This window comes from Dryocola mayonis (assembly GCF_051307045.1).
Lineage (GTDB): Bacteria > Pseudomonadota > Gammaproteobacteria > Enterobacterales > Enterobacteriaceae > Dryocola.
On record NZ_CP150452.1, the window covers coordinates 815,783 to 831,358 of the forward strand.

At 57.5% G+C, this 15,576-nt stretch carries 15 protein-coding genes, 1 tRNA gene and 1 pseudogene; 9 read left to right on the forward strand and 8 right to left on the reverse strand.

The genetic code is table 11. The features are described 5' to 3' along the window. Positions 1-42: 42 nt before the first annotated feature. The 3 genes and pseudogenes from WLO32_RS03935 to WLO32_RS03945 all read left to right on the forward strand — a co-directional run bounded on the left by WLO32_RS03935 (position 43) and on the right by WLO32_RS03945 (position 3,007). Positions 43-1,218, forward strand: a complete 1,176-nt coding sequence (locus WLO32_RS03935) for an MFS transporter (RefSeq protein ID WP_435947249.1) — start codon at positions 43-45, stop codon at positions 1,216-1,218. A 146-nt stretch (positions 1,219-1,364) separates the two neighbouring features. Further along, the gene (locus WLO32_RS03940; protein WP_121267556.1) at positions 1,365-2,168 is read left to right on the forward strand and encodes an endonuclease/exonuclease/phosphatase family protein; all 804 of its coding nucleotides are present in this window, start codon (positions 1,365-1,367) and stop codon (positions 2,166-2,168) included. Positions 2,169-2,238: 70 nt separating this feature from the next. Continuing rightward, a pseudogene (locus tag WLO32_RS03945) lies at positions 2,239-3,007 on the forward strand (class I SAM-dependent methyltransferase). A 49-nt stretch (positions 3,008-3,056) separates the two neighbouring features. Here the strand turns inward: WLO32_RS03945 and mltD are convergent. Both mltD and gloB read right to left on the reverse strand, forming a co-directional pair. Further along, positions 3,057-4,427, reverse strand: coding sequence for a murein transglycosylase D (mltD, locus tag WLO32_RS03950; RefSeq protein ID WP_435947250.1), 1,371 nt, complete (start codon positions 4,425-4,427; stop codon positions 3,057-3,059). A gap of 70 nt (positions 4,428-4,497) precedes the next feature. Continuing rightward, positions 4,498-5,253: a hydroxyacylglutathione hydrolase gene (gloB, locus tag WLO32_RS03955; protein ID WP_435947251.1), complete on the reverse strand. Its 756-nt coding sequence runs from the start codon at positions 5,251-5,253 to the stop codon at positions 4,498-4,500. 36 nt (positions 5,254-5,289) lie between these two features. Here gloB and WLO32_RS03960 point away from each other — a divergent pair, with 36 nt between their 5' ends. Further along, complete coding sequence (locus WLO32_RS03960; protein WP_435947252.1) at positions 5,290-6,048, forward strand: class I SAM-dependent methyltransferase; 759 nt, start codon at positions 5,290-5,292, stop codon at positions 6,046-6,048. Here WLO32_RS03960 and rnhA read toward each other — a convergent pair. After that, positions 6,005-6,478 carry a ribonuclease HI gene (gene rnhA, locus WLO32_RS03965; RefSeq protein ID WP_435947253.1) on the reverse strand — a complete coding sequence of 158 codons (474 nt, stop codon included), beginning with the start codon at positions 6,476-6,478 and terminating at the stop codon, positions 6,005-6,007. The two genes, WLO32_RS03960 and rnhA, sit on opposite strands and share 44 nt — an antisense overlap. Positions 6,479-6,530: 52 nt before the next feature. Between rnhA and dnaQ the strand changes: the two genes are divergently transcribed. Then, positions 6,531-7,268: a DNA polymerase III subunit epsilon gene (dnaQ, locus tag WLO32_RS03970; RefSeq protein WP_435947254.1), complete on the forward strand. Its 738-nt coding sequence runs from the start codon at positions 6,531-6,533 to the stop codon at positions 7,266-7,268. Positions 7,269-7,393: 125 nt separating this feature from the next. Then, positions 7,394-7,470 (forward strand) — tRNA-Asp (locus WLO32_RS03975). A 54-nt stretch (positions 7,471-7,524) separates the two neighbouring features. On the opposite strand, the gene WLO32_RS03980 is transcribed toward WLO32_RS03975, so the two are convergent. Continuing rightward, entirely contained in the window at positions 7,525-9,024 is a 1,500-nt protein-coding gene (locus WLO32_RS03980) for an NCS1 family nucleobase:cation symporter-1 (RefSeq protein WP_435947255.1), read from the reverse strand. 226 nt (positions 9,025-9,250) lie between these two features. On the opposite strand from WLO32_RS03980, the gene hpxA reads away from it, so the two are divergent. Then, on the forward strand, positions 9,251-9,988 hold the full coding sequence (hpxA, locus tag WLO32_RS03985; protein WP_435947256.1) for an allantoin racemase: 738 nt from the start codon (positions 9,251-9,253) through the stop codon (positions 9,986-9,988). Between the two features lie 33 nt (positions 9,989-10,021). Further along, a complete protein-coding gene (gene puuE, locus WLO32_RS03990; protein ID WP_435947257.1) occupies positions 10,022-10,978 on the forward strand; it encodes an allantoinase PuuE in 957 nt (318 codons plus the stop codon). Between the two features lie 60 nt (positions 10,979-11,038). On the opposite strand, the gene hpxZ is transcribed toward puuE, so the two are convergent. Genes hpxZ through WLO32_RS04010 form a run of 4 tightly spaced genes read right to left on the reverse strand, consistent with a single transcriptional unit; the run spans position 11,039 to position 14,578 of the window. After that, positions 11,039-11,422 (reverse strand): oxalurate catabolism protein HpxZ, encoded by a 384-nt coding sequence (hpxZ, locus tag WLO32_RS03995; RefSeq protein ID WP_435947258.1) that lies wholly within the window; start codon positions 11,420-11,422, stop codon positions 11,039-11,041. Continuing rightward, positions 11,423-12,799, reverse strand: a complete 1,377-nt coding sequence (locus tag WLO32_RS04000; protein ID WP_435947259.1) for an AtzE family amidohydrolase — start codon at positions 12,797-12,799, stop codon at positions 11,423-11,425. Further along, positions 12,796-12,981, reverse strand: coding sequence for an oxalurate catabolism protein HpxX (hpxX, locus tag WLO32_RS04005; protein WP_435947260.1), 186 nt, complete (start codon positions 12,979-12,981; stop codon positions 12,796-12,798). Before hpxX ends, WLO32_RS04000 begins: the two co-directional genes overlap by 4 nt. Before the next feature lie 10 nt (positions 12,982-12,991). Next, entirely contained in the window at positions 12,992-14,578 is a 1,587-nt protein-coding gene (locus WLO32_RS04010) for a gamma-glutamyltransferase family protein (protein WP_435947261.1), read from the reverse strand. Between the two features lie 114 nt (positions 14,579-14,692). Here WLO32_RS04010 and WLO32_RS04015 point away from each other — a divergent pair, with 114 nt between their 5' ends. Continuing rightward, entirely contained in the window at positions 14,693-15,532 is an 840-nt protein-coding gene (locus WLO32_RS04015; protein ID WP_435947262.1) for a MurR/RpiR family transcriptional regulator, read from the forward strand. The last annotated feature ends 44 nt before the right edge of the window (positions 15,533-15,576 follow it).

The following is a 15,576-nucleotide window of genomic DNA, read 5'->3' on the forward strand; positions in this document are numbered from 1 at the left end:
CATACTGCGTGTCATCAAAAGACACCTGCTATGGAGTAAATTATGCCTCTGGCGCTACTGGCACTGACTATCAGTGCGTTTGCAATCGGTACTACCGAGTTTGTTATCGTGGGCCTGGTCCCGACGATAGCCGACCAGCTTTCCATTTCACTGCCCTCTGCCGGGCTGTTAGTTTCCATTTATGCGATGGGCGTCGCCGTTGGCGCGCCGGTATTAACCGCATTAACGGCGAAACTGCCACGCAAACGGCTGCTGACAGGCCTGATGGCGCTGTTCACCGCGGGCAACCTGCTGGCCTGGCTGTCGCCGAACTATGAAACGCTGATCGTTGCCCGCCTGCTGACGGGCCTGGCGCACGGCGTGTTCTTCTCCGTCGGCTCCACCATCGCCACAAGCCTTGTCGCAAAGGAAAAAGCCGCATCCGCGATTGCTATTATGTTTGGCGGCCTGACCGTCGCGCTGGTAACAGGCGTGCCGTTAGGAACCTTTATCGGCCAGCATTTTGGCTGGCGCGAAACTTTCCTCGCCGTTTCTTTTATCGGTGTTATCGCACTTATCAGCAGCATGATTCTGGTGCCGAAAAATATTCCGCTACGCGCCGTTGCGGGCCTGAAAGAGCAGCTTAAAGTGCTGACTCATCCGCGCCTGCTGATGATCTACGCGATCACGGCGCTTGGCTATGGCGGCGTGTTCACCGCCTTTACTTTCCTGGCTCCGATGATGCAGGAGCTTGCCGGATATTCTCCCGCGGCGGTGAGCTGGATTCTGCTCGGCTACGGCGTGTCCGTCGCCATTGGCAACATCTGGGGTGGCAGGCTGGCTGACCGACACGGGGCCGTGCCCGCGTTGAAGTTTATCTTTGCTGCCCTGGCCGCGTTATTGCTGCTCTTCCAGTTCACCGCCAGTTCACATATTGCGGCGCTGGCGACGATTCTGGTGATGGGCATCTTCGCTTTCGGCAACGTGCCGGGCCTGCAGGTTTACGTTGTGCAAAAAGCGGAAGAGTACACGCCGAATGCCGTAGATGTCGCATCCGGCCTGAACATCGCGGCTTTTAATATCGGTATCGCGTTAGGTTCCGTTATTGGCGGCCAGACGGTGCAGAGTTTTGGCCTGGCCCAGACGCCGTGGATTGGCGCGATCATCGTCGCGGGCGCTTTGCTGTTAATCGGCCTGAGCGGGCGGCTTGATAAGCGAGCCGAAGCTGCTATTGGCTAGCTGAAAGGGTCAGAGCGTGAAGTTTTGTTACGCTCTGATCCGTCAACAGTTTGTAATGGTCATTGAAACTCAGCAATAAAGCCCCTATAACTGAAAGACCGCCCTGAGTCAGAGGGCTCTTTGGTTACCGAGGTCGTTAGTCAAACGTGCGCAAAAATACTTATGCCATGCGATATGTCGCCGGTCAGCCTGCAGAACGCATTCTGCCGCCTGGCTCATTTGCGACCATAGGCCAGGCATTGCCACCCGGCGCTCCTCTGCCCGGTGAAGGCGCACTGCGCGTGCTGGTGTGGAATATCTTTAAGCAGCAGCGAGCCGACTGGCTTTCGGTGCTGCAAAATTTTGGCAAAGACGCTCATCTCGTACTGCTGCAAGAGGCGCAGACCACGCCTGAGCTGGTGGCGTTCGCGACCAGCAACTATCTGGCTGCCGATCAGGTCCCGGCCTTTGTCTTACCGCAGCACCCTTCCGGCGTCATGACGCTTTCTGCCGCGCACCCCGTTTATTGTTGTCCGCTGCGGGAGCGGGAACCTATTCTGCGTCTGTCCAAGTCCGCTTTAGTTACCGTTTATCCTTTGCCTGACGGGCGCCTGTTAATGGTGGTAAACATTCATGCCGTGAATTTTAGCCTGGGCGTGGACGTCTACAGCAAACAGCTCGGTCCGATTGGCGATCAGATTGGCCACCATAACGGCCCGGTAATCATGGCCGGCGATTTCAACGCATGGAGCCGCCCGCGAATGAATGCGCTTTACCGCTTCGCCCGTGAAATGACCCTGCGCGAAGTTCGCTTTACCGACGATCATCGCCGCAAGGCTTTCGGCCGCCCGCTGGATTTCGTTTTCTACCGTGGTTTAAACGTTACGGAAGCCTCGGTGCTGGTTACCCGCGCCTCTGACCACAATCCTCTACTAGTTGAATTCCGTCCCGGCAAACCTGAGCTGAAGTAAGGTTAGTCAGGTCTGCCGTTGGGCAGACCCGTGTGCTGCCCTTTCTTTTACTCAAACGCAAGGACATACAATGACAACACAATCTCACCATGACAAAGTCGATCGGCAGTTCGGCTCCCAGGCCGGCGCGTATCTGACAAGCGCGGTGCATGCCGCAGGGCGCGATCTGGAGCGTCTGAGCGCGCGTCTGGCCGCTTTCCCGCAGGCCAGGCTGCTGGATATGGGATGCGGGGCGGGGCACGCCAGTTTCATTGCCGCAGGCCGGGTGAACGAAGTGGTAGCTTACGATCTTTCCGGACAGATGCTGGAGGTAGTTAGCGATGCGGCGCGTTCCCGCGGCATGGCTAATCTCACTACCCGACAAGGCTATGCCGAAGCCTTACCCTTTGCCGACGAGTCATTTGATGTTGTGATTAGCCGTTACTCGGCGCACCACTGGCATGACGTGGGCAAGGCGCTGCGGGAGGTCCGTCGCGTATTGAAGCCGGGTGGCGTCGTCATCTTTATGGACGTAATGTCTCCGGGCCATCCCGTGCTGGATATCTGGCTGCAAACGGTCGAGGGCCCTGCGCGACACCTCACACGTACGTAATTACTCCAGCGGTGAATGGCTGAGCTTGTTTAATGAGGCGGGCCTTATTTCTCAAAACCTGCTGTGTGACCGTCTGGTTCTGGAGTTTTCGAGCTGGATTGCGAGGATGAGAACGCCCGCCGTGCTGGCGGAGGCGATACGCGCCTATCAGCAAAGCGCCTCTGACGAGGTTCAGCGTTATTTTGAGCTGCAGGATGACGGTTCTTTTACCAGCGATATTGTGATGCTGGAGGCGGTCAGGTCTTAGCTGAGGCAATAAAAAAGGCACCTTGCGAGGTGCCTTTTTTGCTTAGCGATTAGGTATCGGGCGTGGCGCTGTTGTTGACAAAAAGCGTCAGCCGATCGCCTGGCTTCAGGTTGTCCGTATCATCGTTCCAGCGCAGAACATCTTTAATGTTCACGCCGTGACGTTTCGCGATACTCGACAAAGAGTCGCCCTTGCGCACCTGATAGGTGATGCTGTCATTTTTGGCTAAACGCTCGCCGTCATTTCTGACGCTCAGCGTTTGGCCCACCTTGATTTGCGCGCCGCGTATACCGTTCCAGCTTTGCAAATCCTTCGTGCTCACGCCTAAGCGCGAAGCAATGCTCGACAGGGTATCGCCTGAACGAACCTTATAAGATTTGCTGCCGCCCGCGCTGCTGCGGTTATCGGCCATCAGCGTCGGCTGGACGGCGGCGATTTCACCCGCGGCCAGCGAGGCTTTTAGCTGGTCGGCATGCTTTTGCGGCACCATCACGTAGCGCTGATTTTTGCCCACGCTGGAGGTTTTAACCCCTGCGTTAAAGGTTTTCAGCGTGGTGAGCGGTATGCCCGCCATTTCGGCAACCTGAGTCAACTGTACCGGGTTATGGACCTCAACCCGCGCCAGGGCGCGGCTTTCGTCCGTTGTCGGCAGACGCACGCCGTATTTCTGGCTATTCTTGAGAATATCTCCCAGCGCCAGCATCTTCGGCACGTAGATTCTGGTTTCCCGCGGCAGCGAAAGCGACCAGAAGTCCGTGGGTTTACCACGGGCTTTGTTCGCTTTAATCGCGTTCATCACACGGCCTTCGCCGCTGTTGTACGCGGCTACGGTGAGTAACCAGTCGCCGTCGAACATTTTGTTCAAACGCTGCATCATATCCAGCGCTGCGGTGGTGGAAGCCACTACATCACGGCGTGCATCGTACGCTTTGGTCTGCTTAAGACCGTAATTGCGCCCCGTACTTGGAATAATCTGCCAAATGCCAGCGGCATTTGCGCCAGAAGTCGCGTGGGGGTCAAAAGCGCTCTCCACTATGGGTAGTAGTACCAGTTCCATCGGCATATTACGTTTCTTAATCTGCCCGGCAATCCAGTACATATACGGCTCTGCCCGTAATGTTACATCGTGGAGATAGCTCTTATTTCTCAGGTAGTTCTGTTTCTGTTCGCGGATCCGGCTGTTTTCCGGTATCCCCATCTTTAGCTCGTCGCCGATGAAGTTCCACAGGTTCTGATCTTGCGCGAGGAACGTCCCATCGTCCATCCATCGCGTCGAAGCCGCTTGACCAGTGTACTTTCCTGCTTCACCTTGACCAGCCGCAGACAGACTCTGCGCATGCTGTTGGATGTTAGCGTCATGCTTTGACGCCTGGCACCCCACGAGCAAGACAGTGGCGAATAATATCGCTTTTGCCTTCATGTGTGTGTCAATGGTTGCTTAAAAGACGAGCAAGAATACATTTGCCCGCCGGACAACACAACCAGAAAATTCAGAATCTGTCTTTCTTTGCGCGTAACCATGCGAATATTTGCTCTGGTTGTTGCAAGTTTGTTTCTTTTTTAATTATTTCTTTTAGATCAGGATCTTGTGTTCTTAAAAAAACATTAATTTTACGCTCAGTTTGTAAAGAACCCGGCAGCGTTGATTGGTTTTTTGCACGTAACTCCTTAACTTTTCGATAGTATCGCACTAACTCTTCGTCATCCGGCAAAATACTTAAGGAAAATTGCATGTTTGATAAAGTGTACTCATGCGCACAGCAAATTAACGTATCGGCGGGTAAAGCGTTAATCTTTTGAAAAGATTGATACATTTGTTCTGGCGTGCCTTCGAAAAGCCTGCCGCAGCCTCCGGAAAACATGGTGTCTCCGCAGAAAAGGTAAGGAAAACTAAAATAAGAGATGTGTCCTGAAGTGTGACCCGGCGTGGCAATTATACTAAATTCATACTCTAAAATATTGACCTTATCTCCCTCATTTACTACCCGGTTCGTTCCCTTATCTAGCGTCTCTTCGGGGCCGTATACCACAAGGCCCGGGAACTTTTGCACAAGTTCTTTCACGCCGCCAACGTGGTCGTGATGGTGATGGGTGAGTAAAATGGCCTCCGGCTGCCAGCGATGCTCGGCGATGGCTTTAAGCACCGGCGCCGCTTCGCCGGGATCGACAATGATGCATTTACCCTGTTCATCGTTGAGCACCCAGATGTAGTTATCCTGGAAGGCGGGAATACTGTTAAGATTCATAATTCAATCTCCTGGCAAAGCGATTAGAAGGTAGTGATGAAACCGGCAAGGATACCTGACAATTTCACTTCACCGCATCACTGGGGACAATTGCCCTGGGGGGAATACTACCGCGAGGCGCTTGAAAATCAGCTGCGCCCGTGGCTTGGCAAAATGTTTGGCTTTCACCTGCTTAAAATAGGCAACCTGAGCGCGGAAATCGATACCAGCGGCTGCGCTATTTCACATCAGGTGAACGTCGCGCCGCAGGGCGCGCAGCTGCAGGTGAACGCCGATCCGCTGCATTTGCCCTTCGCCGCGAAATCTGTCGATGCCTGCCTGCTGGCCCATACGCTGCCGTGGAGCCCGGATCCGCACGGCCTGCTGCGCGAGGCCGATCGCGTATTGATCGACGATGGCTGGCTCGTCATCAGCAGCTTCAACCCGATAAGTTTACTGGGCCTTGGAAAAACCATTCCTTTCTTGCGTAAACGCATTCCCTACAATAGCCGAATGTTTACGCCGATGCGCCAGTTTGACTGGCTGGCTTTGCTTAATTTCGAAGTGGTGTATCAGCGAGGCTTTCAGGTTTTGCCGTGGCATAAACACGGCGGGAAAATGCTTAGCACCCACCTTCCGGCTTTAGGGTGCATGCATGTTATCGTGGCGCGTAAGCGTACTTTACCGCTGACGTTAAACCCGCTGAAAAACCGCAAGGCGAAATCGCCAATTCGCTCGGCGGTAGGCGCTACGCGCCAGTATCGTGAAGGGGTTAACTCTTCGCGTCCGGTAGATAGCCAACATCCTCAAGAGTAGGGTTCGACGCCGCGGCGCGCGCCAGTTCGTCGCAGCGCTCGTTTTCCGGGTGGCCGGCGTGGCCCTTTACCCACTCCCAGGTGATGTTGTGCTCGCTAAGCGCCGCGTCCAGGCGCTGCCATAAATCGACGTTTTTTACCGGTTTCTTCTCCGCGGTTTTCCAGCCGCGCTTTTTCCAGTTGTGGATCCACTGCGTGATCCCCTGGCGCACATACTGGCTGTCGGTGCTGAGCACGATGTCGCAAGGCTCAATGAGCGCCTCAAGCGCGACGATGGCCGCCATCATTTCCATGCGGTTGTTGGTGGTCAGACGATAGCCAACGCTGAAGACTTTTTCATGCTGTTTGTACCGTAAAATGGCACCATACCCACCCGGACCGGGATTGCCGAGGCAAGATCCATCGGTGAAAATTTCTACCTGTTTACGCATCTCTGGTAGACTTCCTGTGATTAAAAAGCCAAGTCTGACATAAACGAGCGCTATGAGCACAGCTATTACACGACAGATCGTCCTCGATACGGAAACCACCGGTATGAACCAGATCGGTGCTCACTACGAAGGCCATCGCATTATTGAAATCGGGGCGGTTGAGGTGATTAACCGACGCCTGACCGGCAATAACTTCCACGTCTACCTGAAGCCCGACCGGCTGGTGGACCCGGAAGCCTTTGGCGTGCACGGCATCGCTGACGAATTCCTGGCGGATAAGCCAACCTTCGACCAGGTTGCTGATTTGTTCATGGAGTATATTCGCGGCGCGGAACTCGTCATCCACAACGCCTCGTTTGATATCGGCTTTATGGATTATGAGTTCGCCATGCTTAAGCGCGATATCCCTAAAACCGACACCTTCTGTAAAGTTACCGATAGCCTGGCGCTGGCGCGTAAGATGTTCCCGGGCAAGCGCAACAGCCTCGACGCCCTGTGTTCACGCTACGAAATAGACAACAGCAAACGTACCCTGCACGGGGCGCTGCTCGATGCCCAGATTCTGGCCGATGTCTATCTGATGATGACCGGCGGCCAGACGACGCTGAAATTTTCCATGGAAGGCGATATTCAGCAAAAGCAGGGCGGCGACGGCATTCAGCGCGTGGTGCGCAGCGCGACGGGATTACGCGTTATTCAGGCCAGCGATGAAGAAATCGCCGCCCACGAATCGCGGCTGGATCTGGTCATGAAAAAGGGCGGAAGCTGCCTGTGGCGAGCCGAAAGCTGAGCTAACGGCTTAAAAAACAGCATTCAGACGATTTTTGCGGCAACCGGTTAACTTTATAAGAAAAACCGTTGACGGCATGCGGGGCAATCCGTAATATCCGCTTCGTTCCCGACGGGGGACAATGCGGAGCGGTAGTTCAGTCGGTTAGAATACCTGCCTGTCACGCAGGGGGTCGCGGGTTCGAGTCCCGTCCGTTCCGCCACAATTCAAAAGGCCTGAATCAGCAATGATTCAGGCCTTTGTCGTTTCTGTGGTTTTAAACCTGTTCTTTCGAAACCGCGACCTGTGCGGAGTATCCCGCCGCGCCGCTCTCTTTTTCACTGCGCGCCAGCCAGCGATAGCAGCCTGAGCTTAAAAACGCGCCGATAAACCAGCTGAAGTTCGCCACCTCATGCAGCGAAGGGATAAAGCTTATCGTCAGGCAGGCTGCCACGGACGGCACGAGCGCAACAATCGCTTTTGGATTAAAGCCGTTTTTATACCAGTAGCGTCCCTTTGGCGTGTCATCGAATAAATCATCCACATAGACCTTGCTGCGCTTGATGATGTAAAAGTCGGTCAGCAGAATGCCGAACAGTGGTCCGATAAAGGAGCCCAGCACGTCGAGCGTGTAATGGATAAGCTCGGGCGACTGAAACAGGTTCCACGGCGTGAGCAGCACGGAACCCACCGCGGCGATCATCCCGCCGGTGCGGAAGCTGATTTTCTGCGGCGAACAGTTAGAGAAATCGAAAGCGGGCGACACGAAGTTGGCGACGATATTAATGCCGATGGTGGCGGTGATCATCGTCAGCAGGCCAATCGCCATGGCGAGGCTGTTGCCCACGTGGCTTACGGTTTCGATAGGATCGGTGATCATTTTGCCAAACAGCGACTGGGTGCCGGAGACGATAACCACGGTGACAATCGAGAACAGCAGGAAGTTAAACGGCAGCCCCCAGCGGTTGCCGCGGCGGATCTCCTTCATGCTTTTACCGTAGCGGGAGAAGTCCCCGAAGTTCAGCAGCGGCCCGGAGAAATACGAAACCACCAGCGCGGTTGCGGTCAGCATTTGCCACGCCTGTTCGCCGGAGGTGAGCTGCTTGCTGGCAAGGGTAAAGGAAATCCCTTCGAAGCCGGTTTGATACAAAATCCAGCCGGCCAGCGCCATCATCACTACGTAAACCGCAGGCCCGGCGATATCTATAAAGCGCTTAATGGCGTTCATACCGTGCCAGAAGACCATGGCCTGAAGCACCCACATAATGCCGAAGCAAACCCAGCCCAGATGCGAAAGGCCGAGGAAATGTCCGGCGGTCATCGGCGCAAGCGACGGCCAGAACTTCAGTATCACCAGCATCAACGCGTTGGCCGCAAGCCAGGTTTGTATGCCGTACCAGGCAAAGGCGATAAGCCCGCGTATGACCGCCGGGATATTCGCGCCGAATACGCCAAACGCCTGGCGGCAAATCACCGCGTAGGGCACGCCGGCCATCTGGCTGGGTTTGGCAACCAGGTTTGCGCACAGCTGCACGATGCAAATCCCCACCAGCAGGCAAAGCAGCACCTGCCAGCTCGCCAGCCCGAGGGTGAAGAAGCTGGCGGCGACCACGTAGCCGCCCATGCTGTGCACATCGGACATCCAGAAAGAAAAAATATTGTACCAGGACCAGCTCTGGCTGCGCGTCGGCGCCAGATCGTCGTTACACAGGCGTGGACTGTAACCGGCGTTTGGGTTCTCTGGCAGGGCTGTGGCGCTGTGTTCAATGTTTGGCATGAAATCTGCTCCTTTTAGAAAAACAGATGCGGACGGAATGTCTGCAACTTTCGTTGCATGAACCAGGCCAGGTTGCAATTTTTAAGGAACAAATGGGTTTGCAGCGCTTACTGATGCCTTAATAGCGCTTTATAAGCGCAATACGTGCATTATCACAGTGCAAAAAAAGCAGGCGTGCCCGGGAGTGGGGCTGTAAAACGGGGCAACGACACCAACAGGAGCGAGCATGACGCAACATTTGATTCAGGTTATCAATCCCAACACTAACGCGGCGATGACGCGCACCATCGCCGAAGCGGCGCGCGGCGTCGCCGCAGCGACCAGCAAAATTATCGCGGTTTGTCCGTCCCAGGGCGTGGAGTCTATCGAGGGGCATTTTGACGAAGCTATCGCCGCCGTCGGCGTGCTGGAACAAATCAAGCTTGGCAAACAGCAGGGCGTAAGCGGGCACGTGATCGCCTGCTTTGGCGATCCTGGCCTGCTGGCGGCGCGTGAGCTGGCGAGCGGCCCGGTTATCGGTATTGCGGAGGCCGCCATGCATACCGCTACGCTGGTTGCCACGCGCTTTTCCGTTGTCACCACTTTGCCGCGCACTTTGATCATCGCCCGGCATCTGCTGCGCCAGTACGGCTTTGAACACCACTGCGCCGCGCTTCATGCCATCGACCTGCCGGTGCTGGCTTTAGAAGATGGCACGGGTCTTGCTCAGCAAAAGGTGCGCGAGCGCTGTATACGGGCCATAAAGGAAGATAACAGCGGAGCCATCGTGCTGGGCTGCGGAGGAATGGCCAACCTGGCGCGGGAGCTGACGGCCGAGCTGGGCGTGCCGGTTATCGACGGCGTCACCGCCGCGGTAAAAATGGTGGAATCCCTTATCGCTCTTGGCCTGGGCACCAGTAAATACGGCGATCTCGCGTATCCGAATAAAAAGCCGCTATCGGGCTGTTTTGACATGCTGAGTTGATGTTCGGGCTCGGCCCTGAGAAAGGATCGAACCATGCAAGCCGTACCGAAAAAAAGCTATAACTTTACCGAAAACTATCCTCGTGACATGAAAGGCTACGCCGGTAATCCGCCGCACGCGCGGTGGCCCGGCAAAGCCCGTATCGCCGTACAGTTCGTGCTGAACTTCGAAGAAGGCGCGGAGAACCACGTGCTGCACGGCGACAGCGGCTCCGAGCAGTTTCTTTCCGATATTATCGGCGCCGCCAGCTACCCGGATCGCCATATGTCGATGGATTCCCTCTACGAATATGGCTCGCGCGCGGGTTTCTGGCGCATCCACAACGAGTTTCAAAAGCGCGGCCTGCCCATGACCATATTCGGCGTGGCCATGGCGCTGGCGCGCAATCCGGATATTGTCGAAGCCATTAAGGCCGCGGATTACGACGTCGTCAGCCACGGCTGGCGCTGGATCCACTATCAAAACCTGGACGCCGCCACCGAACGCCAGCATATGCATCAGGCCATTGAAATCCTCAGCGACCTGTTCGGCAGCAAGCCGCTCGGCTGGTACACCGGCCGCGACAGCCCGAACACCCGGCGGCTGGTGGCGGAAAACGGCAGCTTTCTCTATGACAGCGACTACTACGGGGACGACCTGCCGTTCTGGAGCGAAGTGGCCTGCGAAGACGGTACGGTAAAGCCGCACCTTATCGTGCCCTATACGCTTGACGCCAACGACATGCGCTTCGCCACCGCGCAGGGTTTTAACACCGCCGAGCAGTTTTATACCTATCTGAAAGACAGCTTCGACGTGCTGTATGAAGAGGGCGAAACCGCGCCGAAGATGATGTCGATCGGCATGCACTGCCGACTGCTGGGCCGGCCGGGGCGCTTTCGCGCTTTGCAGCGTTTTCTGGATTATGTGCAGCAGTTTGACGACGCGTGGATTTGCCGTCGGCAGGATATCGCGCAGCATTGGGCGCGGACGCATCCGTTCAACGGCAGGTAGAGTTTAGCGGGATTTGCAGGTCGGATAAGCGCAGCGCCATCCGACTGCTGCGGTGAATGATTACCCCATCAAACTGACATGCGCCGCCACGATGCGCCAGCCGTAGGGGAATTTCACCCACGTTTGCATCTGGCGGCCGATTCTTTCGCTGCCGTCGCGGGTAAACTCGGTGCTCGCCACCGCCATATCATCGCCGTAGGTGGTGATGGTGGTGTTATCCAGCAGCCTTTCCAGCCCCTGCGACGAGCGGGCCGTGCGGAAGGCGCGAATCTGCTCGATGCCGTACAGATTCTCCGTCACGCCGTAGCGAACGGTGCGGGCGTCGTCCCAGAAAAGCTCGTCCAGCACGGCGATATCATTGCTAATCAATGCCTGCTCATAGCGATAAAACGCCGCCCGCACCTCGTTAAGAATGGCCGGACGGTCAATATTGTCACGCGTCATTTAATTCACCTTCACATCAAGGATTCCCTGCAATTCAAGCAGTCGGGCAGCGCGCAGGCACACCTCTTCACGCCAGGGCGCGGCGATGAGCTGTATGCCGACGGGCAGGCCGCCGGCGCCCGCTAAAGGCACCGTGACCACCGGTAAACCCAGAAATGAAATCGGCTGGGCGAGCATTCCCATACTGGCTTTCACCGGCAGATCTACGCCGTTGATTTGCATCGTCTGTTGACCGATAAAAGACGCGCAGCCCGGCGTTGCGGGTGCGATTAATACGTCAAACCGATCGAAGAGTGGCAGAGTCTGGTCGCGGAACCAGGCGCGGAAACGCTGTGCCTGAGTGTACCATGCCGAGGGCGTCATCGCCCCGGCTAACAGGCGCTCGCGGGAATTAAGCTCGAAGCGTTCCGCCCGGGCGCGCAGCGCGGGCAGATAATGGTTGCCTCCTTCGGCCGCGGTCAGCACAAAGGCCGCGGAGCGCGCCAGTTCGGCTTGCGGCAAGGTAATGCTTTCCTCGGCTTTAAGCGCTCCGGCAACGGTTGCAACGGCATTTTTCGCCACGCTGTCGCACCAGGTTTCAAAAAAGCCGCCGAGCACCGCGCAGCGCAAGCCGCCTGCGTCCGTCAGCTTGCCAGCCGCCGGTTCCGCTGGACGCGCGGCCTGAAAACCGTCTGCGCTATCGGCGCCCTGAAGGGCGTCGTAAACCAGCGCAAGGTCGTCAACGCTGCGCGCCAGCGGGCCGATATGATCGAGGCTTGCGACAAACGGCTGGCTGCCGCTGCGGGAAAGCCGGCCAAAGGTGGGCTTTAAGCCCAGCACGCCGCACAGCGAGGCAGGAACACGGATCGAACCGTTAGTATCGGTGCCCAGCGTAAAGCTGACTAACCCCGCCGCGACGGCCGCCGCCGAACCGCCGGAAGAGCCGCCGGCGATTCTGGAAAGATCCCGGGGATTGCGCGTCGCGCCGTAATAGCTGTTTTCCGTGGTGAAGCCGTAGGCATAAGCGTCCATATTCAGCGCGCCGGCTAAGGTCGCGCCGGCCGCCTGCAGCTGGCGAATGGCAAAGGCATCCGCCGCGGCCGGGGGATCGTTGCTGAATAATTCCGCCCCGGCAAGCGTCGTCATTCCCTGAATATCAAACAGGTTTTTTACCGCATAGGGCACGCCCGCCAGCGGCGGCAGGGTTTCGCCCCGCGCCCGCAACCGGTCAATAGCAGCGGCTTCATCCAGCATGCGCTTCGGCGTCAGGGCGGTAAAAGCGTTGACCGACGGGTTAGCCTGCTCGATGGCGGCTAAAGAACGCTGGGCGAGCTCACGGGCTGAAAAGCTTCCCTGCGCCAGGCCCTGCTGTATCTCGCGGATCGACAATAGGTTCATAGCTTATAGACCCCGGCGACTTCCTGGCGCTGCGGCAGCTCGAAGGCCAGCAGCGGCCCGGCCATGGCGGCAATGCGGGCGAGCTGCACCGCCAGCTCTTCGCGACGTTCGTCGTTTAAGGGAACGTCCAGCAGTTGCTCCATCAGGCTGATGTAGGTGGACCAGTCGAAGGATTGAGACATAGTTAGCTCCTTAAAATCCGGCGGCGCTGCCGTTGCTGCGGGGATCGTAGGCTCCTTCGAGCATACCGTTGGTGTGGCGCACAATGGCGCCCGCGTGCCCAACCGCTTCGCTAAAATCGGGCAGCGCTTCAACTTCGTGACCCAGACTGCGAAGCGTTGCGAAAGTTTGTTCGTTGAATCGGCCTTCCAGCTTCAGGCTGTCGGACGCCTGGCCCCAGGTTCTGCCGAGCAGCCAGCGCGGGGCGCTCACCGCTTCCTGCAGCGGCATACCCTGTACTACGTGCCGGGTAAAAATCGCCGCCTGGGTTTGCGGCTGTCCGTCGCCGCCCATTGAGCCGTAAACCATAGTGCGACCGTCGGCGAGACGTGCCGCCGCAGGATTCAGCGTGTGAAAAGGTTGTTTGCCGGGAGCAAGCGCGAGCAGATGCCCGGGATCGAGGCTGAAGGCCGCGCCGCGGTTTTGCCACAGCACGCCGCTTTTCGGCAGTACCACGCCGCTGCCGAATTCGTGGTAGATGCTCTGGATAAACGACACCGCCAGCCCGCTATTATCAATCACGCCCATCCATACCGTGTCGCCCGGACCTTTGCCGGTTCCCCAGGCCGCGGCCTGGCCATCGTCGATGTCTGCGGCGAGCGCCGCGAGCGGTTCCGGCTCCAAAAGGCTCTGAATGGAGGTGGTGATATGACGCGGATCGGTGATGTAGCGATCGCGAAGCGCGAAGGCTTTTTTGGTGGCTTCCACAATGCGGTGAACGGTTTGCGCCTCGTCGGCGTCCGCCATGGCTAAATTATCGGTGATGCCGAGAATCGCCAGCGAAACCAGCCCCTGGGTCGGCGGCGTCATATTATAAATATCGCCCTGCTGGTGGCTCAGATGCAGAGGAATACGCCGTTTTGCGCGCTGGGCGGCAAGATCCTGATAGGTTATCGGCATGCCCAGCTCTTGAAGTTCTTCCGCCATCAGCGCCGCCAGCGGGCCGCGGTAAAAGCTCTCCAGCCCTTCGACGGTGAGACGGGCCAATGTCTCTGCCAGTTTTGGCTGCGTAAAGCGGCTGCCCGCCCGTGGAATTTCTCCGCGCGATAAAAACGTCTGCGCAAAACCGGGGATGTTGACCAGCTCGTCGTATTTATCGTGCGTGGCCTTCGCCTGGGACCGCGTAACGGGGATGCCGTCGGCGGCGTAGCGAATGGCGTCGGCCAGCAGCCGGGAAAGCGGCAGACGGCCGCCTCCCAGCTGCGCGGAAACCTTCAGCGCCTCCTGCCAGCCGCTGAGCGTACCGGGCACGGTCAGGGCAGACTTCGGCCCGCGGTGAGGAATAACCCGCTCCCCGGCATAAAAATCAAAAGTTGCGAGCGATCCCGCAGCGCCGCTGGCGTCAATGGCCACGGGCTCGCCTTCTGGCGGCACGATAAGCCAGAATCCATCGCCGCCAATGCCGTTCATATGCGGATAAACCACCGCGATGGTCGCGGCCGCCGCCACCATGGCTTCGATGGCGTCTCCGCCGTGCCGTAATACGGAAAGCGCCGTTTCACTGGCGAGGTGGTGCGGCGTTACCGCCATACCCGAGGGAGCCATATTACTTTGCATCATCTTTTTTCTCTTCGGTTCGGGGCGTGGCGTTAACCCAAGCAAGAGATGTTCCAGGTTGACGAGGATCGTTGCGGTGTGTCAGGCTCGCATGAAACAAAAGTTACAGGGATCGCCATGAAACAGTTAGATGAGCGGCTGCGCGCCGCCTACGAACACCTTTCTCCTCAGGAACAAAGGGTTGCGGCATTTATCGTCGATCATTTCGATGACCTGATTAGCTATAACAGCGCCGAGCTGGCGCGTCTTTCGGGCGTATCAAAAGCGACGGTAAGCCGCCTGTTTAAACGCCTGGGCTACGATCGTTACAAAGATATGCGCGATGAGCTGCGCACCCTGCGCCAAAGCGGCATGCCGCTGACGGAAAACCGGGACGCGGTGCAGGGCAATACGCTGCTGGCGCGGCACTACAAACAGGAGATGGCGAACTTAACCCACTGGGTGAACGCGCTGGATGCGCAGCAGTTTGCGGCCACCGTTTCGGCGCTGGTAAACGCCAGGCGCATTTTTATTATCGGCCTGCGCAATTCCTGGCCGGTAGCGACGCACCTGCGCCAGCAGCTTTTGCAAAGCCGCAGCGATGTGTATCTGCTCCCCCAGCCGGGCCAGACGCTGGCGGAAGAGCTGGTGGACATCAGCGAGCGCGATTGCGTGGTGGCGATAGCGTTCCGCCGCCGCCCGCGCATCATCAGGCCGCTGCTGGCTAATCTGCATGAGCGGGGCATTCCGCTGCTGGTGATGAGCGAGACGCAGGCGTCGGGCCTGGCGTCGCTTGCCAGCTGGCACCTCGCCGCGCCGCTGGAAAGCGTGTCGGCCTTCGACAGCTACAGCAGCGCCATGAGCCTGGTTAACCTGCTGTCTAATGCGGTGCTGCATGAAGCGCTCGCCACCGGCCGCCAGCGTATCCATCACATCGCCGAGCTGTATAACGAGCTGGAAGAGTTAGAGCAGCGCTAGCGCACCGCGGCGGTGCGTTTGCACATCCGCAGTGAACCATTCTG